Source organism: Sphingomonas sp. (assembly GCF_036402235.1).
In the GTDB taxonomy this organism is placed as follows: Bacteria; Pseudomonadota; Alphaproteobacteria; order Sphingomonadales; family Sphingomonadaceae; genus Sphingomonas.
The window spans coordinates 70,910-94,003 of record NZ_DASWTG010000008.1 but is presented as its reverse complement, the minus strand read 5'-3'; the positions used below and the strand labels follow the sequence as shown (position 1 = coordinate 94,003).

Here is a 23,094-nt window from a genome sequence, read left to right as displayed (position 1 = left end):
CCTAGCCCTCGCGATGATAGGGATGGTTGGCGAGGATGCTCGTTGCGCGCCACAATTGCTCGGCGAGCATCGCGCGCGCCATCAGATGCGGCCAGGTCGCGCGGCCGAACGCGATCAGCAGGTCGGCTTCCGCCCGCTCGGCATCGCCGAACCCGTCCGCTGCGCCGATCAGGAAGCGCGTCTCGCGCACCCCGTCGTCGCGCCACGCCTGCAGCCGCTCGGCCAGCACGCGCGAGGGAAGGTTGTCGCCCTTCTCGTCGAGCATCACCCGGCGCGTGCCCGGCGCCAGCTCGGGCAGCTTGCCTCCGGTATCGGGCAGCTCGGTGACCTTGTGCGGCCAGGCCACTCGCTTCATGTAGCGCTCGACCAGCTCCGCCTCGGGCCCGCGCCCGATGCGCCCGCGCGCCACGATATGCAGCAGCATGTTTCGTCAGGCTATGCGTCCGTTCGCCCTGAGCTTGCCGAAGGGCTGCCTTGCTTCATCGCGGCGAAGGAAGGCAGGGCTTCGACAGGCTCAGCCCGAACGGGAGAGGAAGGCGGCACCGCTCAGGCGTTGCCGACGGGGGGCGTGTCGCCGAACGCCCACATGCGCTCGAGATTGTAGAAGCTGCGCACTTCCGGGCGGAACAGGTGGACGATCACGTCGCCTGCGTCGATCAGCACCCAGTCGGCGGTCGGCAGCCCCTCGATCCGCGGATTGCGGCCGAACTCCGCCTTGATCTTCTCGGCCAGCTTGTTGGCCATCGATGCGACCTGCCGCGTCGACTTGCCGCTGGCGACGACCATATAGTCGGCGATGCTGCTCTTGCCCGCGAGCGGGATCGAGACGGTCTCGACCGCCTGATCGTCGTCGAGCGAGCTCAGGACGAGCGTGTGGAGAGCCTCCGCCTCGTTCGGGGAACCCTGAGGCTCGGGACTACGCGAAACATGGGGCGATGCGTTCAAGATTGCTCCTGGCGTCCGGGGACGCGCGTGCGGTGATGTGGGGACGGCGCATAGCGCCGGTGCCAAGCGGGATCGGCGGCGCGCAGGCGTGTCGCCGAAGTCGGGTCGGGGCGGAAGCGCAACAGCACCAGTGCCGGCAAACTCCACTTCGTCCAGTTCTTCGCCTGGCCTGCGGGCCGCACGAAGCGCCGCAGCCAGCCCATCGCAGGACTTGCATGGGCGTCGCGATCATAACCCGGGCGCGCGATCACCGCAATCGCAACCTTCCGCGCGATGCGGCGCCAGCCTTTCCACTGGTCGAATTGCGCGAGATTGTCGGCACCCATCAGCCAGATGAACTGGTGCTTGGGATAGAGCTGCGGCAGCTTGCTCAGCGTATCGACGGTGTAGCGGGTCCTGAGCCGATGCTCGACGGCTGTAGGCCGGATCGGCGCGTGCCTCGCCATCGCGCGGGCCGAGGCCATGCGCGCGGCGAACGGCGCCATGCCTTTCGCCTCCTTGAGCGGATTGCCGGGCGAGACCATCCACCACACCTCGTCCAGCTCCAGCGCGCGCAGGGCGTGGAGCGAGATCGCGCGATGCCCGCGATGGGCCGGGTTGAACGACCCGCCGAGAATGCCGATGCGCTTCAAGGACGCGTCTGTCCCGTCCCCCGCACCACCCATTTATACGTCGTCAGCCCCTCCAGCGCGACCGGGCCCCGCGCGTGCAGGCGGCCGGTGGCGATGCCGATCTCGGCGCCGAGGCCGAACTCGCCGCCATCGGCGAACTGAGTCGAGGCGTTCCACATCACGATCGCGCTGTCGACGCCATTGAGGAATCGCTCGGCGGTTGCCGCGTCTTCGGTGACGATCGCGTCGGTGTGGTGCGATCCGTGCGCCGCGATATGCGCCATCGCGCCATCGACCCCATCGACGCGCTTCACCGACAGGATCGAATCGAGATATTCGGTGTCCCAATCCTCGGCATTGGCCGCGACCACGCGCGGCTCGATCGCACGGATATCGGCGTCGCCGCGCAGCTCGCAGCCGGTGTCGGCGAGCGCCGACAGGATCGGTGCGGGATCGGCGAAGGCGCTGTCGATCAGCAGCGTCTCGGTCGCGCCGCAGATGCCGGTGCGGCGCATCTTGGCGTTGACCGCGAGATCGCGCGCCATGCCAGGGTCGGCGGCGCCGTCGATATAGGTGTGGTTGATGCCGTCGAGATGCGCGAGCACGGGGACGCGCGCTTCTTCCTGCACGCGCGCGACCAGGCTCTTGCCGCCGCGCGGCACGACCAGGTCGATCGCGCCCTCGGCCTTGAGCATCGCGCCGACCGCGGCGCGATCGGTGGTGGGAACGAGCTGGACCGCGTCCACGGGCAGCCCGGCATCGGCGAGGCCGCGGGCGAAGGCGGCGTGGATCGCGCGGTTGCTCTGCACCGCCTCCGATCCGCCGCGCAGGATCGCGGCATTGCCGCTCATCACGCACAAGGCCGCCGCATCGGCGGTGACGTTGGGGCGGCTTTCATAGATGATGCCGATCACCCCGATCGGCACGCGCACGCGGGAAAGCTGCAAGCCGTTGGGCCGCGCGCTGGTGCTGATCGTCTCGCCCACCGGATCGGCGAGCGCGGCGACCGCTTCCACGCCCGCAGCCGCACCTTCGAGCCGCGCGGGATCGAGCCGCAGCCGGTCGAGCAGCGCGCCCGACAGCCCGTTCGCCTCGCCCGCCGCGACATCCTTCGCATTGGCCGCCAGGATCGCATCGGCATCGGCGCGGATCGCCGCGGCGGCGGCGCGCAGGCCCTGCGCCTTGCGCGCCGTCGGCAGCGCGGCGAGCGTCACGGCGGCGGCGCGGGCGCGGGCGCCCATGCCGGCGATCAGGGCTTGCGGTGAGGTTTCGGCGATCGTGTCCATAGGCCGCGGCTAGCACGGGCCGCGGCGAAAGTCCCTATCGCCTCTGCTTTCGCTCTTTGTTAGGTGGGCTTTCATGGGGGAATTCGACGCAGCCGGTGAAGTCGTGAGCGGGGCACTGCTGGGCCGCGCCGTCGAGAGTCATCGCGGCGAGGCCGGACATGGGGGACATGGCGGCATCTGCCTCAACTGCGGCACCACGCTGACCGGCCCCTATTGCCACCGCTGCGGGCAGGCGGGGCATGTCCACCGCACGATCGGCGCGATCTGGCACGAGATCCTGCATGGCGTCGTTCATTTCGAGGGCAAGCTGTGGAACACGCTGCCCATGCTGTTCTTCCGCCCGGGCGAGCTGACCCGGCGCTACATCCATGGCGAGCGTGCGCGCTTCGTCTCGCCGATGGCGATGTTCCTGTTCTCGGTCTTCTCGATGTTCGCGGTGCTCCAGATCATGGGCATCTCTCCGCCGGCCGAGGTCGGCACCGTCGCGCAGTTCGAGCAGGGGCTGACCTTCGCGCGCCAGAACACCGAGAGCGCGATCGCCGACGCCCGCGAATCGCGCGCGAAGGCGGCGCCGGGCAGCGAACGCGCGCAGAAGCTGGACAAGCGCATCGCGGGGCTCGAGCGCGATCTCGACGAGCTCGAGAAGGTGCCGCTCTCGCTGAGCCGGGCGAGCGGCAAGGGCCTCAATTTCAAGACCGGCTGGAAGCGGATCGACAAGGGGATCGAGAAGGCCAACCGGAATCCCGGCCTCGCGCTCTACAAGCTCCAGACCAACAGCTACAAGTTCAGCTGGGCGCTGATCCCGCTGTCGATCCCGTTCGTGTGGCTGCTGTTCTTCTGGAAGCGGCGGTACAAGGGCTACGACCACGCGGTGTTCGTGACCTATTCGCTGGCGTTCAACTCGATCCTGTTCATCCTGCTGACCATTGCCGGCGGGCTCGGCCTCCCCAACGACGCGATCGCGATTGCGGCGATGACGATCACGCCGGTGCACATCTTCTTCCAGATGAAGGGCGCCTATCGCCTGCGCGGGTGGAGCGCGCTGCTGCGCACCTTCGTGCTGCTCCACTTCATCGCCTTCATCCTGGTGCTGTTCGGCCTGCTGCTGCTCGGCCTCGGGCTGCTCGGCTGATCAGCCAGCGGGGCAGGGCCAGCGGCGCTTCATGATCAGGTAGAAGGCGGTCTTCATGCTCATCGATCGCTGGTGCGGCGGGATCTTCTCGAGCTCGGCAAGGAAGTCGGCCGGCTTGATCTTCGCGGCCTCGCTGCCTTCGGGCGGCGGGCAGCTGTGCGGCGCGCGGCCGGCGGCGCGGTCGGCCCGCAGATCGGCGCGATAACTGGTCGCCACCGACTTGATCTCGGCCCTGACCGGCGCGAGATCGGACGAGAAGAGCGCGAGCGGCCCCTTGGCCTTGAGCGCGCGCGCCTTGACCAGGAATTCCTCGACGGTCATCGCCTGCGCGCTCGCCGGGATCAACAGGGCCGCACCGGCAATCAGCCACCAACGCTTCATGAATCTCCCCCGATTCCCCTCTGGACACCAGCACAGGCGCCCCCAGCGCCTGTCGGTCGCCACGATGTTGAAGGGGGAAGGGCAGCGGCGTCAAGGCGAAGTGCGATGGGCACGCCAGCAAAACGAAACGGCCCGCGCTCATCGCGCGGGCCGAAGCGTATTCGACAGGGGCGAGGATCAGGCCCCTTGCGGTGCCGGGTTCCCGAACGGGTCCTTGGGGCGCCGCGTCTTGGGGATCGAGGTACCCGCCGCCGCGATCGGACCCTTGAGCGTGCCCGGATCGGGCCGGCCGATATCGCCATCGGCGAGCAGCTTCTTGATCTCCTCGCCCGACAGCGTCTCGTACTCGAGCAGCGCGCCGGCCAGCGTGTGGAGCTGGTCGAGATGCTGGGTGAGCACTTCGCGCGCCCGGGTGAGCCCGCCTTCGACGGTCGCGCGGATCTCATGGTCGATCAGCTGCTGCGTCTCGTTCGACATATGCCGCGGCTGCGACGCCGAATAGCCGAGGAACGATTCGCCCTCGGGCTGGGCGTACTCGACCGGGCCGACCTTGTCCGACATGCCCCACTTGGTGATCATGTCGCGGGCGAGGCCGGTCGCGTACTGGATGTCGCCGCTCGCGCCCGACGAGACCTTGTCGTAGCCGAAGATGATCTCCTCGGCGACGCGGCCGCCCATCGCCACGGCGAGGTTCGCGTACATCTTGTCGCGGTGATACGAATAGCTGTCCCGCTCGGGCAGGCGCATGACCATGCCCAGCGCGCGGCCGCGCGGGATGATCGTCGCCTTGTGGATCGGGTCCGACGCCGGCTCGTGCAGGCTGACGATGGCATGGCCGGCCTCGTGATAAGCGGTCATCCGCTTCTCGTCGTCGGTCATGACCATCGAGCGCCGCTCGGCGCCCATCATCACCTTGTCCTTGGCTTCCTCGAACTCCTGCATCGCGACCAGGCGCTTGCCTTTCCGCGCGGCCATCAGCGCGGCTTCGTTGACGAGGTTGGCGAGGTCGGCGCCCGAGAAGCCCGGCGTGCCGCGCGCGATGGTGCGCGCATCGACGTCGGGCGCCAGCGGCACCTTCTTCATATGGACCTGCAGGATCTTGACGCGGCCCTCGATGTCGGGGCGCGGCACCACCACCTGGCGGTCGAAGCGGCCCGGGCGCAGCAGCGCCGGATCGAGCACGTCGGGGCGGTTGGTCGCGGCGACGATGATGATGCCCTCGTTGGCCTCGAAGCCGTCCATCTCGACCAGCAGCTGGTTCAGCGTCTGCTCGCGCTCGTCGTTTCCGTTGCCGAGGCCCGCGCCGCGATGGCGGCCGACCGCGTCGATCTCGTCGATGAAGACGATGCACGGCGCGCTTTTCTTGGCCTGCTCGAACATGTCGCGCACGCGGCTCGCGCCGACGCCGACGAACATCTCGACGAAGTCCGAGCCGGAGATGGTGAAGAAGGGCACGCCCGCCTCGCCCGCGATCGCGCGGGCGAGCAGCGTCTTGCCGGTGCCGGGCGAGCCGACCAGCAGCGCGCCCTTGGGGATCTTGCCGCCGAGGCGGGCGAACTTGGTCGGGTCCTTGAGGAACTCGACGACCTCCTCCAGCTCCTCGCGCGCCTCGTCGATGCCGGCGACGTCGGCGAAGGTGACCTTGCCCTCCTTCTGCGTCAGCAGCTTGGCGCGCGACTTGCCGAAGCCCATCGCGCCCGAGCCCGAGCCCTTCTGCATCTGGCGCAGCACGAAGAAAGCGATGCCGAGGAAGAGCAGGAACGGCAGCGAGTTGTACAGCATGTACATCCAGATCGACGGCCCTTCCTCGGGCCGCGCGCTGATCGTCACGCCCTTCTCGCGCAGCGCGGGGATGAGCTGCGGATCGGGCACGGTGTTGGTGCGGAACTTGGTGTCGTTGGTGAGCGTGCCGGTGATCACCGTCTGGCTGACATTGACCTCCTTGACCTCGCCGCCCTGCACCTTGTCGAGGAATGCCGAATAGGGGATCGTCGTCCCGGCGGTCTGCCCCGGCTGGTTCATCAGCGAAACGAACAGCGCGAGCGCGGCCAGGATGCCCACCCAGATGAGCAGGCTCTTCATCCAGGGATTGCCGTTATTCTCGGGGCCCTGCTGCTTGTCGTTGTCGTTCATTCCGATTCCGGTGCCATGATTCCCCGATAAGATAGGGTGTGGCAGGTTAATGGCAATGGAACAGCTTCGATCAGAGTGATCGGCGGGGCGGGGCGGGGGTAAAGCGCCAGCGGCCGTCGCGTTCGGGCGAGACCAGCACGCCCGCCTGCGTCGCGGCCGTTCCGGCTGCCAACGCGTCGAGCAGCGGTTCGATATTGGACGCGTCGGAAAAGCCGGGGGCGGAAATGGCGTTCGCGCTGCGCACCTCCGCGATCGCGGCGCGGGTCAGCCGGCGCTGGATCTCGCGCGGCAGCCCGGCGGCGCGCAACAGCCCCTTGCCCGGCGACCAGCGCTCGGCGCGGAGCGTTCCGGCGAGCGCGTCGAGCGCCGCCTCGGCCTCGCCCAGATGGGCCGCGGACCTCGCCAGCGCCGCCGGATCGAGCAGGGGCTGCTGCGCCAGCAATGCGCGGAACCGCGTGCGGTCGTGGCGCTGATCGGCGTTGGAGGGGTCTTCGACCCAGCGCACGCCCGCATCCGCCGCAATCGCGCGCAGTTCGTCGCGCCGCCATGCCAGCAGCGGCCGCAATAGCAGCATATCGGCTGCGAAGCGCCAGGACCGGATGCCGCTGAGCCCGGCGATCCCCGAGGCGCGATTGAGCCGCATCAGCAGCGTTTCGGCCTGATCGTCGGCATGGTGCGCGGTCAGCAGCGCGTTGGCGCCCGTCGCCTGCGCCCAGGCGGTCAGCGCCGCGTAGCGCGCCTCGCGCGCACCCTTCTGCACGCTGCTCCCGGTGATCGGGATGGCCGGCGTCAATGTCGCATGAGGCACCGCCAGCCGCGCACAGGCGTCCGCCACCAGTGCCGCCTCGTCCGCCGCTTCGGGGCGCAGGCCATGATCGACCGTTGCGGCGGCGATGCGCCCGGGAAAGGCGGCCGCGGCGAGCGCCAGCATCGCCATGCTGTCGGCGCCGCCCGATACGGCGAGCGCCAGCGCCGCACCGGAAGGCAGGCTCTCCCCGGCCGCTTCCGCGAACAGGCGGTTCAGCGCCGCGGAGAACCGCGCGACCGCTTCCGGATCGGGCGGCGTCAGCGCGTCACTTGCACTTGCTGGCGGTGCGGCCGGCGGCGACATCTTTCTTCATCGCGTCGGAGAGGCGGTCGCCATAGACCTGGCTCAGCTCGTCATAGACCTTGCATACCTCGCTCGCCGGCTTCTTCATCTTCACCAGCGACTGGGCGAGATAATAGAGCGAATCCGGCGCGCGCTCGCCATTCGGCATCTTCTGATAGCTCTCGAAGAAGGCGGTCGCGGCGAGCGCGGGCTTGCCGGAATCGAGCAACGCGCGGCCGAGCAGGTTCTGCGAATAGCTGGCGCGGCGGTGCTTGGGATATTTCTGGACGACCGCGCGCAGCTCGGGGATCGCCTTGTCATACTGCTTGGCCTGCCACAGGCGATAGCCATAGACATAGCCGTCCTCGGCCGGGTCGTCGCTCCTGGGCCGCTCGACCGCAACCGCGGGCACGGGCGCGGCGGGGCCGCCGACCGCGGGGCGGACGGGGGCGGGACGCGTGCCGGTCACCGGCGGCTCCTCCTCGGCCGGGGCGGCGCCGGCCTCGAGCGCCTTGAGGCGCGCGTCGGTCGAGCGCTTGTAGGCGTTGAACGATTCCTCGAGCTGGCGCAGGCGATACTGGGTCTGCTCGATCTGCCCGGTCATCGATGTGAGCTGCGATTCCACCGCGCTGACCCGGGCGTTGAGATCGGCCACGGCGCTGGTCGCGGGGATGCCGGGCGCACCCGGCTGCTGCTGGGGCGCGGTGATCTGCGGCTCGACCGTCTGGCCGGCGCCGCCCGGGAACACCTTGCGCTGCACCGCGCGCATCTCGCGCTCAAGCCGGTCGACCCGGCCCTCGAGCGGGTCACGCCCGCTTTGCGCCGCCACCGGCACCGCCACGCTCGCCAGCGCGGCAACCGCCGTGCCCAGCAACGCCATCTTTCCCATCAATCGCATCGAAATCCCCGCAGGCGCAAATATCCTCAACGCCTTATACATCACATGCCGAATCTGTCGCCACGCTTTACCGCATGGCTTCACGGAGCGGTCGAGTTCCCGTCCGCGCGGAAGGCCGGGGGCAGCGGCCGCTGCGTCCCGGCAGGGGGGCTCGCCGCCGGCGCCGGGCTGGGCGCGACCGCGGGCGCAGCGCCGGTGCCGCGCGCGCGCAGCGCCTCGGCGCTGATCGGCACGTCCTTGATCGCGCGGCCCGGCGTGCCGAGCGGGGCGACGTCCGACCCGTTGATCGTCACGCGGATCGCCTCGGGCCGGCCAAGGTTGATCATCGGCGCGTTGGCGGCCTGCGGCACGTCGTAGCGCTCGCCTGCCGCCATCTCCTTCTCGAACAGGCGCGTGCCGGCCGCATCATAGACGCGCAGCCACACCGGCTGGGTCGCGATCAGCGTGACCTGGCCGTTGCCCGCCACCGGTGCGGCGGTGGGGGAGGGTTCGTCCGTTGGCGTGGCCAGCGGGGTCTCGGTCGGGGCCGGCTCGGGAGCGGCGCCGCTGCTGCGGAACAGGTCGGTGCCGTACCACAGGCCGACCCCGGCCAGCAGCAGCACCGCGATGATCGCGCCTGCCCAGACGAGCCCGCTCGACGGCTCGCGCACCGGATCCTCGGGATCGTAGCTCTCATAGGCCTCGCGCGCGGCGAACAGGCTCGAGGTCTCGGCGCGCAGCTCCCTGGCCAGCGCCACCTCGTCGGCGCCGATCGCGCGGGCATAGGATTTGACGAAGCCGACCGCATAGGTGGGCGAGGGCAGCCCCGAATAGTCGGAGGTCTCGATCGCCTGCAGGTGGCGCAGCGGGATGCGCGTGCGCGCGGCGATGTCGGACAGCTCCAGCCCCTGCGCCTGCCGCGCGTCGCGCAGCTTCTCGCCGACCTTCTCGGGGAAGAGCGTCGGGTTCTCGCCGGGTTCGCCGTCCATTCAATCTTACTCCGGTCGCACTGGCGTCAAGCCAGGGGGAATGCAGGCCGTGCGGGGGTGTCCACCACCCGCCTGCCGCTGTCAACGCTGGCGGGGGCGAAAAGCCGCAGGATCAGGCGAGCTCGACCTGGTTATCCTGCGCCCACTGCTCCAGCGCGGCGCGCATGTCCTGCGGCGGCCGTGCGAGCATCCCGGTCATCGCGTCGATCAGCGCGGGGCGGTCGAGCGAGCGGACCATCGCCTTGATCGGCCCGACCGCGGCAGGGGTGATCGACAGCCGCTCGATGCCGAGGCCGATCAGCGCCATCGCCTCCAGCGGCCGCCCGCCCATCTCGCCGCACACCGCGAGCGGCACGCCGGCCTGCGCGGCCTCGCCCGCGACGCGGCGCAGGAAGCGCAGGATCGAGGGGCTGAGCCAGTCGTAGCGCACCGCGAGCTTGGGGTGCGCGCGATCGGCGGCGAACAGGAATTGCGTGAGGTCGTTGGTGCCGACCGACAGGAAATCGAGGTTGGGCAGCAGCAGATCGAGCACCTCGGCCAGCGCCGGCACTTCGAGCATCGCGCCATAGCGGATGAGCAGCGGCAGCTTGTGCCCGCGCGCCTCAAGCCAGGCGCGCTGGCTCTCGAACAGCGCGCGCGCCTGGTCGAACTCCCACGGCTCGGAGACCATCGGGAACATGACGTTGAGCGTGCGACCGGCAGAGGCCTCGAGCAGCGCGCGCGCCTGCACCTTCATCAGCCCTTCGCGGTCGAGCGCCAGGCGCAGCGCGCGCCAGCCCATCGCCGGGTTCTCCTCCTCGCCATTCTCGTCATGGTCGAGATAGGGCAGCGCCTTGTCGCCGCCGATGTCGACGGTGCGGAAGGTGACCGGCCGATCGCCCGCGGCTTCCAGCACATCCTTGTACAGCCGCCTTTGCCCTTCGCGCTGGGGCAGCGTCGCGGAGACGAGGAACTGGAACTCGGTGCGGAACAGCCCGATCCCGTCCGCGCCGGTGAGGTCGAGCGCCGCGACGTCGTCGCGCAGGCCGGCATTGACCATCACGGTGACGCGATGCCCGTCCTTCGTCACCGGCGCTTCGCCCTTCAGCGCGGCGAAGGCGGCGCGGCGCTTCTGGGTGACGAGCAGCTTGGCGTCGAAAGCCTCCTCCATCGCGGCCGTGGGCCGGATGATCAGCGCGTCCTCGGTCACGTCGACCAGCAGGCGGTCGCCTTCGGCGATCAGGCGGCGAATGTCCTTGACGCGGCCCAGCACCGGAACGCCCATCGCGCGCGCGACGATGGTGACGTGCGCGGTCAGCGACCCTTCCTCGAGCACCACGCCCTTGAGGCGGCGGCGGTCATATTCGAGCAGCTCGGCGGGACCCAGGTTGCGCGCGATCAGGATCGAATCCTGCCTGAGGCCCAACTGCGCCGCGGTGCCGAGCTGGCCGGAGACGATGCGCAGCAGCCGGTTGGACAGATCCTCCAGGTCGTGCATGCGATCGCGCAGCAGCGGATCGTCGATCTGCCGCATGCGCATCCGCGTGCGCTGCTGGACGCGCTCGATCGCCGCCTCGGCGGTGAGGCCGGAGTCGATCGCCTCGTTGATGCGGCGGCTCCAGCCCTCGTCATAGGCGAACATCTTGTAGGTCTCGAGGACCTCCTCATGCTCGCCGCCCACGCCGAACTCGGCCTGGCTGGTCATGCGGTCGATCTGCTCGCGCATCTTGTCGAACGCGGCATAGACGCGGTGGCGCTCGGCCTCGATGTCCTCGGCGACCGTGTGCTCGATCGTGATGCGCGGCTGGTGGAACACCGCGGCGCCCGCGGCCATGCCCTCGACAAGCTTGAAACCCGAGACGCGCGCCGTCGCGGTCGATTGCGGACGCGTCGATCCGCCCCCGCCCGCGGGATCGATCAGCCCGGCATTGGCGATCAGCTCGCTCAGCACCATCGCGACCGTCTGCAGCGCCTCGATCTCGACTTCTTCGTATTTGCGCGGCTCGGCATGCTGCACCGCCAGCACACCGACCGCGCGCTCCTTGCGGATGATCGGCACGCCGGCATAGCTGTGGAACCGGTCCTCGCCCGTCTCGGGGCGGTAGGCGAAGTCGGGATGGCTCGCCGCCTCGTCGAGGTTGAGCGTCTCGACATTCGCCGCGATCGTGCCGGTCAGCCCCTCGCCCAGCGCAAGCTTGGTGACGTGGACCGCCTCCTGCGCCAGGCCGCGCGTCGCGAACAGCTCGAGCACGCCCTCGCGCAGCAGGTAGATCGAGCAGACCTCGCTATCCAGCGCCTCGCCGATGATGTTGACCACCGAATTGAGCTTCGCCTGCGCCGCCGATCGCGACGCCATCACATCGTGGAGGCGCGTCAGGATCTCGCGGGCGGAGGCGGCGGCGGAAACGGGCATGGGCTTGCGCTATCAGATCGGCGCGGGCGCGCCAATCGGTTCGGCGCGCTCACCGCACCGATCGACGACGCTTTATTCTGCCTGCCGGCCGGCGTCAGCGTGCGGCGAGGACGGTCCCGCCGCCGGTAACCCGGGTGTTCGCCGAGAACACCGTGCGGTCATAGGGCAGCTGAGGCCCGGCGGGAGCCGTTGCGGCCAGCCGGGGTGCAGCCGGCGTCCCCGCCCGCCACGCCGCCAGGTCGGTGCGGTAGGCATCGTAGCGCGCGTAGAAGTCGCCGAACGGCCGGTCGATCGCCGCCAGCGCCGCCGGGGCGAACCCGTCGAGCGATCCGGCGGAGAGCGCCGCTGCCTGATGCAGCAGCGGCCCGGCCTGCGCGCAGAAGCGCGGCAGCACAGGGGGCTGCGCGAAATAATTGTACAGCCGGGTCATCGCCGGATCGAACGACGCCATGCCGCCATGCTCGGCGGTCAATGTCCGGTGCGCCGCGGCAAGCGCCTGGCGATGCCCCGCCAGCAGCCGGTTGTAGGCAGCGGCGAGCGTCGCATCCGGGCAGCTCAGCGCCGCCACGTTGAACGCCGCGCGCAGATGCCAGACCGCGCCCGCCGCCGAGACGTTGCGATTGGGTGTGGCGTAGCTGCCGTCGGCGAGCTTCGCCGGGATCGTCAGCCCAGCCGCCGCGCCTTCGGGCGGCAGCGGCGGCGCGGCACGCACCGGCGTGGGGAGCGGGACCGGAAGCGGCGCAGGCGCCGCTGCCTGTTTCCGTCCGGCACACCCCGAAAGGGCGGCCAGCACGGCAAGCGGAATGAGGACGCGGTACGACATGCCGCCATCCAATCACGGCAAGGTAAAGGCCGCGTTAACCGCCATTACGTTTCTGGATCAGCTTTCAATCCTCCCCGCCAGGGGGAGGTGGCGCGCGAAGCGCGACGGAGGGGGAGGAGGCCCAGTCCCCGATATCGTGTCCGCCCCCTCCGTCAGCCTTCGGCTGCCACTTCCCCCTGGCGGGGGAGGATCGGAATGAGGAGGCCTTTCAGGCTGCGCGCTTCTCCAGCGCGTGCGCGGCCTCGGCCATCAGCTGGGCGATGATCTCGGCGACCGGCTCCTCCTTCGTCACCATGCCGACCGACTGGCCCGCCATCAGCGACCCGTTGTCGACATCGCCCTCGATCACTGCGCGGCGCAGCGCGCCTGCCCAGTAATGCTCGATCTGAAGCTGCGCCTCGAGCATCTCGACCTTGTTCTCGTCGAGCAGCTGCGCAACCTCGCGCTGCTTGGCGGTGAACAGCTCGGACGAGGCGTTCTTGAGCGCGCGCACCGGGATCACCGGCAGGCGCGGATCGATCTGCACACTGGCCACGGCATCGCGCGCGCTGGCGCGGAAGAAGGCCTTCTTGAAATTGGGGTGGGCGATGCTCTCGGTCGCGCAGGCGAAGCGCGTGCCGAGCTGGACGCCCGCGGCGCCCATGTCGAGATAGCCGGCGATCGCCTCGCCCCGGCCGATCCCGCCGGCGACGAACACCGGAACCTGATCGGCGACCTCGGGCAATATCTCCTGCGCCAGCACGCTGGTCGAGACCGGGCCGATATGCCCGCCGGCCTCCATGCCCTCGACCACCAGCGCGTCGACGCCCGAGCGGATCAGCTTCTTGGCGAGGCTCAGCGCGGGGGCGAAGCAGATCAGCTTGGCGCCGTTGCCCTTGATCGCGTCGAGCGACCCGGCCGGGGGCAGCCCGCCCGCGAGCACGATGTGCGAGACATTGTGCCTGGCGCAGACCTCGATCAGCTCGAACAGCTGCGGGTGCATGGTGATGAGGTTGACGCCGAACGGCTTGCCCGTCAGCGCCTTGGTGCCCGCGATCTCGGCGTCGAGCAGCTCGGGCGTCATCGCGCCGCATGCGATCAGCCCGAAGCCGCCCGCGTTGGAGATGGCGGCGACGAGATTGCGCTCGCTCACCCACGACATCGCGCCGCACAGGATCGCGGTCTTGGCTCCCAGAAACTCGATGCCGCGCGCCATGCGGCGCTGAAGGCGCTCTTCCCCGATGCTCATCGCGTTGCCCTAGCGCCGCACGCCCGGTCCCGGCAAGTCTGGCCAGCACGGTGCGCCCGCATTAGAGAGGTCCTGCATGAAACTTCCCGCGCTCGCCGGCCTCGCCCTGCTCGTCCTCGCGCCCGCCGCGGCGGGGCAGGAGCCGTTGTTCGACAATCATGTCCACCTCTGGAAGGGCGAGGAGTCGCTGCGCGAATATCGCGCGCAATCGAAAGCCGCAGGGCTCGATCCGGTTGCGGCGGTGATGTGGTTCGGCGGCCCCAATCAGGCGCGCGAAGGCAAGCCCGAGGCGATCCGTGCCGGCAACGACGCGATCATCGCGCTCGCCAAGGCCAATCCCGGGCTGATGCCCGTCGCGACCGTCCACCCCTATGACGGCGCGGCGGCGATCGTTGAGGTGCGCCGCGTCGCCGCGGCGGGCATAAAGCTGCTCAAGATCCACGCTCACACCCAGAAGTTCGACAATGCCGATCCGCGTGTGCTTGGCCTGGTTCGCGCTGCGGGCGAGGCCGGGCTGGTGGTGCTGATGGACAATGCCAACATCCTGCCCGGCGACAACGAGAAGCTGTTCAATCTCGCGCTCGCCGCGCCGAAGACGAAGTTCATCTTCGCGCATATGGGCGCGATGGGGTTCCGCTTCTGGAACATGCTCAAGGCCGCGCGGACGGCGGAGGGGTTGTTCGGCGAGAATATCTATTTCGACATCTCGGCGACGGTGACGCTGACCGCGGATTCGCCGATCGAGGACGAGTTCGTGTGGACGATGCGCAATGTCGGCATCGACCATATCCTGCTCGGCTCCGACTATCCGCAATTCTCGCTCGCGCAGAATGTCGAGGCGCTGGAGAAGCTCGGCCTCACTCCTGAGGAAGTCGCCAAGATCCGCTACGGCAATGCCCGCAAGCTGTTCGCCCTGCCCGACTGACACGCGTTGCCGTCCGCCCGGCCGCGGCGTAGCAGGGCAGCATGAGTCGCTTGACCCGCCGCACCCTGCTCGCCGCCGCTGCCGCGCTCCCCGCCGCCGCGTGCGCCCCGCGCGCCGCCGCTTCGCGCGCGCCGCTCCGGGTTGCCACCTTCAACATCTGGCACGATGCCGGCAACTGGCCGGTGCGCTTGAAGCTGATCGTGGATGTGCTCCGTGCGACGGATGCCGATGTCATCGCGCTGCAGGAGGTGCTGCAGGATTCGAGGAAGAGCCTGCCCAATCAGGCCGAGACGATCGCCGCCGCGCTGGGCGGCTACGCCGTCCACTTCATGTCGACTTCGCCAGAGGGCGCGGCCAACCGCTACGGCAACGCCATCCTCTCGCGGCTGCCGGTTAGCGCGGTCGACACGGTCAAGCTCGAGCCGCTCGACGATTATCGCACTGCGATCCGCCTGCGTGTCGATGCACGCGGCCAGCCGGTCGATATCGTCAATACGCATCTCGCGTGGAAGCCCGATCAGGGACCGGCGCGCGCGCAGCAGATCCGCGGCCTGCTCGACTGGCTGCCGCAGGATGAGGTGCCGCTGGTGCTGATGGGCGACTTCAACGCCCCGCTCGACGAGGCTGCGCTCGCCCCGCTCGCGATCCATGGCCTCGATCCCGCGCTCCCGCCCGGTGCGGTCGATACCACGCTGGTCACCGCACGCGGCCTGCCCGCACGCGTGATCGACCATATCTTCGTGAATCCGCGCGCCTTCGCCGTCCGCGACGCCCGCCGCATCGGCGATGTCGCGGTGGACGGCGAATATCCGTCGGATCACTTCGGCGTGGCAGCGACGCTCGTGCTGCGCTGAGTTTTGGATTCACGCGAAGGCGCTAAGGCGCGAAGAAGAAGATTTCGCGCAGAGGCGCAGAGGACGCAGAGGCGCAGAGAAGCTGTTCTCGCGCGAAGCGCCCTTACTGCGGGCGCGGCAGGCCGAGCTGTCAGAATTGTGAGAGCCGCTGACGCGGCGGACTACAGCTCCGCGCCTCTGCGTCCTATGCGCGAAAGAACCTTCTTCGCGCCTTAGCGCCTTCGCGTGAATCAAATTCTCCAGCGCAAAGCCGCCCCTAGGCCGCCTCGTCCTCCGGCGCGTCCAGCCCATAGGCGGTGTGCAGCACGCGGACGGCCAGCTCGGTCTCGTCCTCGTGGATCAGCACGCTCACCTTGATCTCGCTGGTGGTGATGGCGAGGATGTTGATGCGGCGCTCGCCCAAAGTCTCGAACATCGTCGCCGCGACGCCGGCATGGCTGCGCATGCCCACGCCCACGACGCTGATCTTGGCGACCTTGGTATCGTGGATCAGCGCGTCATAGCCGATCGGCGCCTTGGCCTTCTCCAGCACGTCGAGCGCGCGCGCCAGCTCGGCGCGGGGAACCGTGAAGGTCACGTCGGTCGATCCCGTCGCATGCGCCACGTTCTGCACGATCATGTCGACGTTGATCCCGGCCTCGGCCAGCGGCGTGAAGATATGACCCACCGCGCCCGGCCGGTCGGGGACGTTGGTGAGCGTCACCTTCGCCTCGTTCTTGTCGTGCGCGATGCCGGTGATCAGCTGGCGTTCCACGTCGTCAATCTCCTCTTCGCCGACGATCAATGTGCCGCGATGGCCCTGTTCGTCATGCGTATCCTCGAACGAGGAAAGCACGCGCACACGCACGCCTTCCTTCATCGCCAGCCCGACCGAGCGGGTCTGGAGCACCTTGGCCCCGACGCTCGCCAGCTCCAGCATCTCCTCATAGGTGACCTTGCTGAGCTTGCGCGCCCGCGGCACGATGCGCGGGTCCGTCGTATAGACCCCGTCGACATCGGTGTAGATGTCGCAGCGGTCGGCCTTCATCGCCGCCGCCACCGCCACCGCGCTGGTGTCCGATCCGCCGCGGCCGAGCGTGGTCACGCGATTGTCCTCGGCCAGCCCCTGGAAGCCCGGGATCACCGCGACATTGCCGTCGGCGAGGCTGGCGTTGAGCTCGACCGTGTCGATCGCGCCGATGCGCGCGCTCGAATGCGCGCTGCTGGTGTGGATCGGCAGCTGCCAGCCGAGCCATGAGCGCGCCGGCACGCCGATCGCCTGCAGCGCGATCGCCAGCAGCCCGCTGGTCACCTGCTCGCCGGCAGAGACCACCGTGTCGTACTCGCGCAGGTCGTAGAGCGGGCTTGCTTCCTTGCAGAAGCCGACCAGCCGGTCGGTCTCGCCCGCCATCGCCGAGACGACGACCGCGACCTGGTTGCCCGTTTCCCATTCGGCTTTCACGCGATTGGCGACGTTGCGAATCCGCTCGATGCCCGCCATCGACGTGCCACCGAACTTCATCACGATGCGTGCCATATATTCTGTCCCCCCTTGAATCCCGGGTTGGGAAGGTGTGGGCGCGCTGATAGGAGGGGGGGATGGCGATGACAAGCAAAGCAACCATTGACCCGCGTGAAGCTGAGCATTTCGGCCGGCTCGCGGCAGACTGGTGGAACCCCAAGGGCAGCTCGGCGATGCTCCACCGGCTCAACCCGCCGCGGTTGCGCTATATCCGCGAAGCGGTCGATGCGCATTGGGGCGGCGATCCCAACGGCTTCACCCCGCTCGCCGGCAAGACCGCGCTCGATGTCGGCTGCGGCGCCGGGCTGCTGTGCGAGCCGCTGGCCCGGCTCGGCGCCGAGGTTACCGGAGTCGACGCCGCGCCCGAGAATATCGGCGCTGCGCGCGCGCATGCCGACGCCTCGGGCCTTGCCATCGACTATCGTGCGGGCGAGTTCGAGGTCGCGGTCGAGGGCCGGACCTTCGACCTCGTCACCTCGATGGAGGTGATCGAGCATGTCGCCGACCCCGCCGCCTTCGTCGCCGGCCTCGCCGCGGCGCTGGCGCCGGGCGGGCTGATGATCCTCTCCACCCCCAACCGCACGCCCTTGTCGCGGCTCGCGATGATCACGGTGGGCGAGGGGCTGGGCATGATCCCGCGCGGCACCCACGACCACGCCAAGTTCATCACCCCGGACGAGCTGTCCGGGCTGCTCGCCGATGCCGGGATGAAGGTCGCCGACCTGCGCGGCCTCAGCTTATCGCCCGGCGCGGGCTTCCACCTCTCGGACGACACCAGCCTCAACTATCTGTTGACGGCGCGGCGGTCGGCATAGCAGCCTTCACAGGTTCCCACCCTTGAGCTGTCATCCCCGCGCAGGCGGGGATCCATTCTGGCTCGTTGAGGATCGACCCGCTCGGTCACGGCCAATGGATTCCCGCCTTCGCGGGAATGACGAAGGAAGAGGTTGCAGGCTTTGCGCGCCGTTCGGCATAGCGGTCCGGGATACGTGGCGAGCGGTGGATGCGCTCGAACAGCCGTGCGCGCTCCTCCTCGGTCAGCGGCTCGGTCAGCTTGCGCGTGCCGTTCATCGCCGGTCGCCTGACAGGCCGAACAGCGTTCCCGCCACCGCCCACAGCCCGGTATAGAAGCCGGTCAGGAAGATCACGTCCCTAGGCCAGTTCGGGTCTTCGGTGCCTAGGCCGCCCGCCACCGCGATCACGCCCACCGCCAGCTGCGCCAGCGCGGCAGCGTACAGCGCGCGCTTCATTCCCGCCGGCCTGAACCGGGCGAGGCATGCGCCGCCCACCCCGATCGCGATCACCGCGATGAACATCATATTGGCGTCGTTATTCTCCGTGCCGATGACGCCGACCGCCATGTTCATCCAGATCAGCAGGAACAGCCCCAGCGTCGCCGCCACCGACGCTGCGCGATAGGCGGTGCCCGGCGCCCGGCTCGCGAGGAACTCATATGCGCCGAGGAGCGCCGCGAGCAGCGTTCCCATCACCACGAAGTCGCTGGCGGTCCAGACGACCTCGCCGGTGAAGCGCATCGCGATCGCCGGCACGCACAGCAGCGCCGCCGCCGCGCTCAACCGTCCGATCCGCCACCAGTTGCGGTTGGTTTTCACTTCTGCCGTCGCCGTCATTCGTCTTGCTCCATCTCGCTGGGGCTTGATCGCTCGCACCGGCGCGGATGAACGTCATGAGCGGCGGATGAGGCTTTGCTGAGCAATGCGCGAGGCTGACCAGCCCCGCCTTCGGGGGCTGCCTCGCGCAGTGCATGTGGAGTTTTCCTACAGCGCCGTTGTCGTGATATCTGGCCTGTCCCATGCGTATCCGGGACGCCTCGCTCCGCGCATCAGCACGCCGCCGCGCCGCGTCACCGGCGCATGGCTGTCGCTCGGGTGCCGCCTCGCCGTCGCGCGAGTGGCGCGCCGGTGGCGCTTTGCCGGCGCGCAACTGGCGCGGCGGTGACGCGCGCGCGGCGCCTTGCCAGCGCATTTCCGGCGCGTCACCGGCGCGGTTCAGGCGCTTTTGCCGCGAAACCCCGTTTTCCTGCCAACTTCGTCAACCGCGCCGGTCAGAACAGCCGCCCGCCGTTCGGCACCGTGACGCTGGGGTGGAACAGCACGACCTTGCCGTCCGCATCGGGGAAGCCCAGCGTCAGCACCTCGGACATCATCGGGCCGATCTGGCGCGGCGGGAAGTTGACCACCGCCGCGACCTGCCGCCCCGGCAGGTCGTCGAGGCCGTAATGCTCGGTGATCTGCGCCGAGGATCTTTTGATCCCGATCGCAGGGCCGAAATCGATCGTCAGCTTGTAGGCCGGCTTGCGCGCCTCGGGAAACGGCTCCGCGGCGATGATCGTCCCGACGCGGATGTCCACCGCCAGGAACTGGTCGAACGAAATCTCGGGCGCAGCCGGCGCGGCCGCATCATGGCTCATGTGCATGCGGAACTCCTTACCCATATCCTCCCCCGCCAGGGGGAGGTGGCGCCGAAGGCGACGGAGGGGGAGGACGGCGACAACGTTGATCGTCGTGCTTCCTCCCCCTCCGTCAGCCCCGGAACAGGTCCAGGGCTGCCACCTCCCCCTGGCGGGGGAGGGTGGGGACATCTAGAGGCTCGCCCCGTCGAACTTGTGGATGGTCAGCGAATCGAGGTCGATGCCGTCGGCGCAGCGCAGATTGACGGCTGCCATCTGCTTGCCGTCCGGCCCGGTGCCCTTGCCATAGGGCGCGCAGCCGCACGCCTTGCAGAAGGTGTGCTCGATATTGTGCTTGTTGAACTGATAGACGGTCACCGCTTGCGGGTCGCCGTGCAGCGTCAGCGTGTCGAGCGGCGCGAAGTGCAGCAGATAGCCCTTGCGCCGGCAGATCGAGCAGTTGCACGCCATCGCCGCGGTGGGCGTATCGCCTTCGAGCGTATAGCTCACATTGCCGCAATGGCAGCTTCCGGTGACGGGCATTTGCGCTCTCCCTCGTTGACAGGCTCGCGCTGGTTCGCACAGTCGCGCCCGGAAGGAAACCGCATGGCCGTGAAGCTGCATCCCGATTGGCTCGAACCGCTCCAGCGCGAGTTCGACGCGCCGTACATGGCGTCGCTGCGCCAGTTCCTGGTCGACGAGAAGGCGGCGGGCAAGCGCATCTTCCCCAAGGGCGGCGACTGGTTCCGCGCGCTCGACCTCACCCCGCCGCAGGACGTGCGCGTCGTGATCCTGGGGCAGGATCCCTATCATGGCGAGGGGCAGGCGCATGGCCTGTGCTTCTCGGTCCAGCCCGGCGTCCGCGTGCCGCCGAGCCTCGTCAACATCTACAAGGAATTGCAGTCCGACCTCGGCATCCCGCCGGCGCGCCACGGTTTCCTGGAGCATTGGGCGAAGCAGGGGGTGCTGCTGCTCAACAATTGTCTGACGGTCGAGATGGGCCGCGCGGCCTCGCACCAGGGCCGCGGCTGGGAGAAGTTCACCGACGCGGTGGTCGCGCACGTCAACGCCAGCGAGAAGCCTGTGGTGTTCATGCTGTGGGGCAGCCATGCGCAGAAGAAGGCACCGTCGGTCGATCCGCGCCACCTCGTGCTCAAGTCGGTCCACCCCTCGCCGCTCTCGGCGCATGGCGGCTTCTTCGGCTGCCGCCATTTCTCGAAGGCGAATGAGTTCCTCGAGGCCAACGGCCGCGGCACGATCGATTGGAGGCTGCCCGAAACGCCTTAGAAGCTGAACCGCGCCGCCACGCGGATGTCGCGCCCGGCGAGTGGCACGAAATCCTTGGTGAACGAGGCATGCCGCCGTGCCTCGACGTCGAAGATGTTGTCGGCGGAGAGGATCAGCGCGGTCTCGCGCTTCTCGCCGAACGGGTGCCAGGTGAGCGAGGCATTGACGAGGGTGAAGGCCGGGGTCTCGGTCTCGAACGCGGCGATGCGCGACTGCCTGGTGACGTGCTCGACCTCGACCCGCCCGCCGAACGGGCCTTGGCTGGCGTCGAGCCCGGCGAGGACGCGGAACGGCGGGATGCGGGGGACGGCGCTGCCGTCCTCCAGCGTCGCACGAACATAGTCGGCGACCACATTGCCGCCGAGCGTGAACTCGCCATGCTTGAGCAGCGTCGCCGAGACCTCGCCCTCGACGCCGAGATAGCGGGCATCGGCCTGCCGGTACTGGAACACCGGCAGCTCGTCGATCTCGAGGCCGGTCTCGGTCTCGTAGATATAGTCGGTGAACCAGTTGGCATAGCCGGCGAGCTGGAACTTGAGCCCGCCGATCGCGCCGCGGGCATAGACTTCGCCGCCCCAGCTCTTCTCGGTGCGGAAATTGGGGTCGCCGACCTCATAGGCCTGGGTCGCGACATGCGGCCCGTTGGAGAACAGCTCCTCGGCCGAGGGGGCGCGGACGGCGCGCGAGGCGTTGATGCCGACCTTGACCAGCGGCCCGACCGCGTAGGACAGACCCACCGCACCCGAAAAGGCGTCGAACCCGCGATCGATGCGCCCGATCGGCGCATCCTCTTCGAGTCCCAGCCTGACCGAATTGGAGCGGACATTGGTGCGCTCGTAGCGCAGCGCGCCCTCGAGCCCGAGCTTGCCGAGATTGACCTCCTGCAGCGTGAACAGCCCGTACTGGTCGGTCGTGTTCTCGGGCACGAAGGCTTCCTCGCCGATCGCGGAGAAGTCGCGCGTCATCCCCTGGAAGCCGATCACCCCGCGCCAGCCGCCACGGTCGGCCTGCACCAGCTCGAGCCGCCCTTCGAACCCGGTCGAGTTGAACACGGTGCCGGTCTCGGTCCCCTCGAACTCGGTGTGCTTGTAATCCGAAAAGCCCGCGCGGACGCGGATGCTGTCGAGGAACCCGCCCCCGGTCTTCACCTCGCCGCGCATGTCGGCGCGGAGCTGGTGGAGGCCGATGGTGACATGCTCCTCGCCCTCGTCCTCCGCGCCGCCGTCATGCGCATGGCCCGCGCCGGGCCGCGCCGGCACGCCATAATTGGTGTCGTAATAGCCGACCGAGAAGCCCAGGCTCCCGCCGTCGTTGATCAGGGAGAGCCCGCCACCCAGCGTATAGGTGCGCGTGCCGCTGTTGGGCAGGCGCCCGCGCTGGCTGGCGAGCGCGGTCGCTTCGGCTGCCTCGTCGAGATGTCCTTCGGCGCTCTCCTCTGCGGCGATGGCGAGTTGCTCGGCACGCAGCGGGGCGCTCAGGATATAGCCGCCGGTGCGGACATCGTCGGTCTTGCGGTAGCTGCCGTCGAGGTGGAGGACGAACTGGTGGTCGAGCGCCACGTCCACCGCCGCCCCGCCGCTGCGCTCCTCGGCCGCAGAGCCATAGGTGCCGATCGCGTCGACATGGAATCCGTTCTCGGGCAGTGCGCGCGGGATGCGGCGGTCAAGCACGTTGACCGCGCCGCCGATCGCCTGGCTGCCGAACAGCAGCACCGCGGGGCCGCGCAGCACCTCGATCCGCTCGGCGGTGAGCGGATCGATCGATACGGCATGGTCGGTCGAGGTGTTGGAGACGTCGAGCGTGCCCAGGCCATCGGACAAGACGCGCACGCGCTCGCCCTGGAAGCCGCGCAGCACCGGCCGCGACGCGCCGGGGCTGAACGAGGTGGCCGAGACGCCCGGAACCCGGGTCAGCGTGTCGCCGATCTGCCCGCGGATATCGCGCACCAGTTCGTCGCCGGACACCACCGAGGCGCCGGCGAGCAGATCGAGATCGGCGACATAGGGGGCGGTGATCACCACGTCGGCGTCCGAGTCGCCATGCACAGCGCTGCGGCTGCTGGCGTCGCGCTCGGCATGCGTCGCGGTCTGCGCCATGGCGGAGGATGCGAGGATCGGGTGGGTGAGCAGGGTGGAGGCGAGTAGGGCGGCGCTACGCTTCATGGATACACGTCCTGCAACTGGAAACGCGCCCCTTTATTAGCAATGTTACATCATCACAAGTGCCAGTC

At 69.0% G+C, this 23,094-nt stretch carries 23 protein-coding genes; 5 read left to right on the top strand and 18 right to left on the bottom strand.

The window, feature by feature from the left end; genetic code table 11:
* Position 1 precedes the first annotated feature (1 nt).
* The 4 genes from VGD28_RS01175 to VGD28_RS01160 all read right to left on the bottom strand — a co-directional run bounded on the left by VGD28_RS01175 (position 2) and on the right by VGD28_RS01160 (position 2,842).
* Entirely contained in the window at positions 2–424 is a 423-nt protein-coding gene (locus VGD28_RS01175; protein WP_331026499.1) for a 23S rRNA (pseudouridine(1915)-N(3))-methyltransferase RlmH, read from the bottom strand.
* A 122-nt stretch (positions 425–546) separates the two neighbouring features.
* Positions 547–945 (bottom strand): ribosome silencing factor, encoded by a 399-nt coding sequence (gene rsfS, locus VGD28_RS01170; protein ID WP_331026498.1) that lies wholly within the window; start codon positions 943–945, stop codon positions 547–549.
* Positions 942–1,577, bottom strand: a complete 636-nt coding sequence (locus VGD28_RS01165; protein WP_331026497.1) for a nicotinate-nucleotide adenylyltransferase — start codon at positions 1,575–1,577, stop codon at positions 942–944. Before VGD28_RS01165 ends, rsfS begins: the two co-directional genes overlap by 4 nt.
* Entirely contained in the window at positions 1,574–2,842 is a 1,269-nt protein-coding gene (locus tag VGD28_RS01160) for a glutamate-5-semialdehyde dehydrogenase (protein ID WP_331026496.1), read from the bottom strand. The genes VGD28_RS01165 and VGD28_RS01160 overlap by 4 nt, the downstream gene beginning before the upstream one ends.
* A gap of 73 nt (positions 2,843–2,915) precedes the next feature.
* Here VGD28_RS01160 and VGD28_RS01155 point away from each other — a divergent pair, with 73 nt between their 5' ends.
* Positions 2,916–3,974 carry a DUF3667 domain-containing protein gene (locus VGD28_RS01155; protein ID WP_331026495.1) on the top strand — a complete coding sequence of 353 codons (1,059 nt, stop codon included), beginning with the start codon at positions 2,916–2,918 and terminating at the stop codon, positions 3,972–3,974.
* On the opposite strand, the gene VGD28_RS01150 is transcribed toward VGD28_RS01155, so the two are convergent.
* The 8 genes from VGD28_RS01150 to VGD28_RS01115 all read right to left on the bottom strand — a co-directional run bounded on the left by VGD28_RS01150 (position 3,975) and on the right by VGD28_RS01115 (position 13,887).
* Positions 3,975–4,355 (bottom strand): hypothetical protein, encoded by a 381-nt coding sequence (locus tag VGD28_RS01150; protein ID WP_331026494.1) that lies wholly within the window; start codon positions 4,353–4,355, stop codon positions 3,975–3,977.
* A gap of 177 nt (positions 4,356–4,532) precedes the next feature.
* Entirely contained in the window at positions 4,533–6,488 is a 1,956-nt protein-coding gene (ftsH, locus tag VGD28_RS01145) for an ATP-dependent zinc metalloprotease FtsH (RefSeq protein ID WP_331026493.1), read from the bottom strand.
* A 70-nt stretch (positions 6,489–6,558) separates the two neighbouring features.
* Positions 6,559–7,599: a tRNA lysidine(34) synthetase TilS gene (gene tilS, locus VGD28_RS01140; RefSeq protein WP_331026492.1), complete on the bottom strand. Its 1,041-nt coding sequence runs from the start codon at positions 7,597–7,599 to the stop codon at positions 6,559–6,561.
* Complete coding sequence (locus VGD28_RS01135; protein ID WP_331026491.1) at positions 7,562–8,476, bottom strand: tetratricopeptide repeat protein; 915 nt, start codon at positions 8,474–8,476, stop codon at positions 7,562–7,564. The genes tilS and VGD28_RS01135 overlap by 38 nt, the downstream gene beginning before the upstream one ends.
* 80 nt (positions 8,477–8,556) lie before the next feature.
* Positions 8,557–9,444: a helix-turn-helix domain-containing protein gene (locus VGD28_RS01130; RefSeq protein ID WP_331026490.1), complete on the bottom strand. Its 888-nt coding sequence runs from the start codon at positions 9,442–9,444 to the stop codon at positions 8,557–8,559.
* A 112-nt stretch (positions 9,445–9,556) separates the two neighbouring features.
* Positions 9,557–11,836, bottom strand: coding sequence for a phosphoenolpyruvate--protein phosphotransferase (gene ptsP / locus VGD28_RS01125; protein ID WP_331026489.1), 2,280 nt, complete (start codon positions 11,834–11,836; stop codon positions 9,557–9,559).
* A 94-nt stretch (positions 11,837–11,930) separates the two neighbouring features.
* The gene (locus VGD28_RS01120; RefSeq protein WP_331026488.1) at positions 11,931–12,659 is read right to left on the bottom strand and encodes a hypothetical protein; all 729 of its coding nucleotides are present in this window, start codon (positions 12,657–12,659) and stop codon (positions 11,931–11,933) included.
* Positions 12,660–12,867: 208 nt separating this feature from the next.
* The gene (locus tag VGD28_RS01115) at positions 12,868–13,887 is read right to left on the bottom strand and encodes an NAD(P)H-dependent flavin oxidoreductase (RefSeq protein ID WP_331026487.1); all 1,020 of its coding nucleotides are present in this window, start codon (positions 13,885–13,887) and stop codon (positions 12,868–12,870) included.
* A 76-nt stretch (positions 13,888–13,963) separates the two neighbouring features.
* Here VGD28_RS01115 and VGD28_RS01110 point away from each other — a divergent pair, with 76 nt between their 5' ends.
* Both VGD28_RS01110 and VGD28_RS01105 read left to right on the top strand, forming a co-directional pair.
* The gene (locus tag VGD28_RS01110) at positions 13,964–14,812 is read left to right on the top strand and encodes an amidohydrolase family protein (RefSeq protein WP_331026486.1); all 849 of its coding nucleotides are present in this window, start codon (positions 13,964–13,966) and stop codon (positions 14,810–14,812) included.
* Between the two features lie 41 nt (positions 14,813–14,853).
* Positions 14,854–15,666 (top strand): endonuclease/exonuclease/phosphatase family protein, encoded by an 813-nt coding sequence (locus VGD28_RS01105; protein ID WP_331026485.1) that lies wholly within the window; start codon positions 14,854–14,856, stop codon positions 15,664–15,666.
* 256 nt (positions 15,667–15,922) lie between these two features.
* On the opposite strand, the gene VGD28_RS01100 is transcribed toward VGD28_RS01105, so the two are convergent.
* Positions 15,923–17,182: an aspartate kinase gene (locus VGD28_RS01100; RefSeq protein ID WP_331026484.1), complete on the bottom strand. Its 1,260-nt coding sequence runs from the start codon at positions 17,180–17,182 to the stop codon at positions 15,923–15,925.
* A 62-nt stretch (positions 17,183–17,244) separates the two neighbouring features.
* On the opposite strand from VGD28_RS01100, the gene ubiG reads away from it, so the two are divergent.
* Positions 17,245–17,982, top strand: a complete 738-nt coding sequence (gene ubiG / locus VGD28_RS01095; RefSeq protein WP_331026483.1) for a bifunctional 2-polyprenyl-6-hydroxyphenol methylase/3-demethylubiquinol 3-O-methyltransferase UbiG — start codon at positions 17,245–17,247, stop codon at positions 17,980–17,982.
* Positions 17,983–18,067: 85 nt separating this feature from the next.
* Here the strand turns inward: ubiG and VGD28_RS01090 are convergent, their stop codons facing one another.
* From VGD28_RS01090 to VGD28_RS01075, 4 genes are all read right to left on the bottom strand, one after another.
* A complete protein-coding gene (locus VGD28_RS01090) occupies positions 18,068–18,238 on the bottom strand; it encodes a hypothetical protein (RefSeq protein WP_331026482.1) in 171 nt (56 codons plus the stop codon).
* Positions 18,235–18,798 carry a hypothetical protein gene (locus VGD28_RS01085; protein WP_331026481.1) on the bottom strand — a complete coding sequence of 188 codons (564 nt, stop codon included), beginning with the start codon at positions 18,796–18,798 and terminating at the stop codon, positions 18,235–18,237. The genes VGD28_RS01090 and VGD28_RS01085 overlap by 4 nt, the downstream gene beginning before the upstream one ends.
* A 434-nt stretch (positions 18,799–19,232) precedes the next feature.
* Complete coding sequence (locus VGD28_RS01080; RefSeq protein WP_331026480.1) at positions 19,233–19,604, bottom strand: tRNA-binding protein; 372 nt, start codon at positions 19,602–19,604, stop codon at positions 19,233–19,235.
* Positions 19,605–19,769: 165 nt separating this feature from the next.
* The gene (locus VGD28_RS01075) at positions 19,770–20,120 is read right to left on the bottom strand and encodes a GFA family protein (RefSeq protein ID WP_331026479.1); all 351 of its coding nucleotides are present in this window, start codon (positions 20,118–20,120) and stop codon (positions 19,770–19,772) included.
* A gap of 63 nt (positions 20,121–20,183) precedes the next feature.
* On the opposite strand from VGD28_RS01075, the gene ung reads away from it, so the two are divergent.
* Positions 20,184–20,864 carry a uracil-DNA glycosylase gene (gene ung / locus VGD28_RS01070; protein ID WP_331026478.1) on the top strand — a complete coding sequence of 227 codons (681 nt, stop codon included), beginning with the start codon at positions 20,184–20,186 and terminating at the stop codon, positions 20,862–20,864.
* Here the strand turns inward: ung and VGD28_RS01065 are convergent.
* Positions 20,861–23,026, bottom strand: coding sequence for a TonB-dependent receptor (locus tag VGD28_RS01065; RefSeq protein ID WP_331026477.1), 2,166 nt, complete (start codon positions 23,024–23,026; stop codon positions 20,861–20,863). The two genes, ung and VGD28_RS01065, sit on opposite strands and share 4 nt — an antisense overlap.
* Positions 23,027–23,094 lie beyond the last annotated feature (68 nt).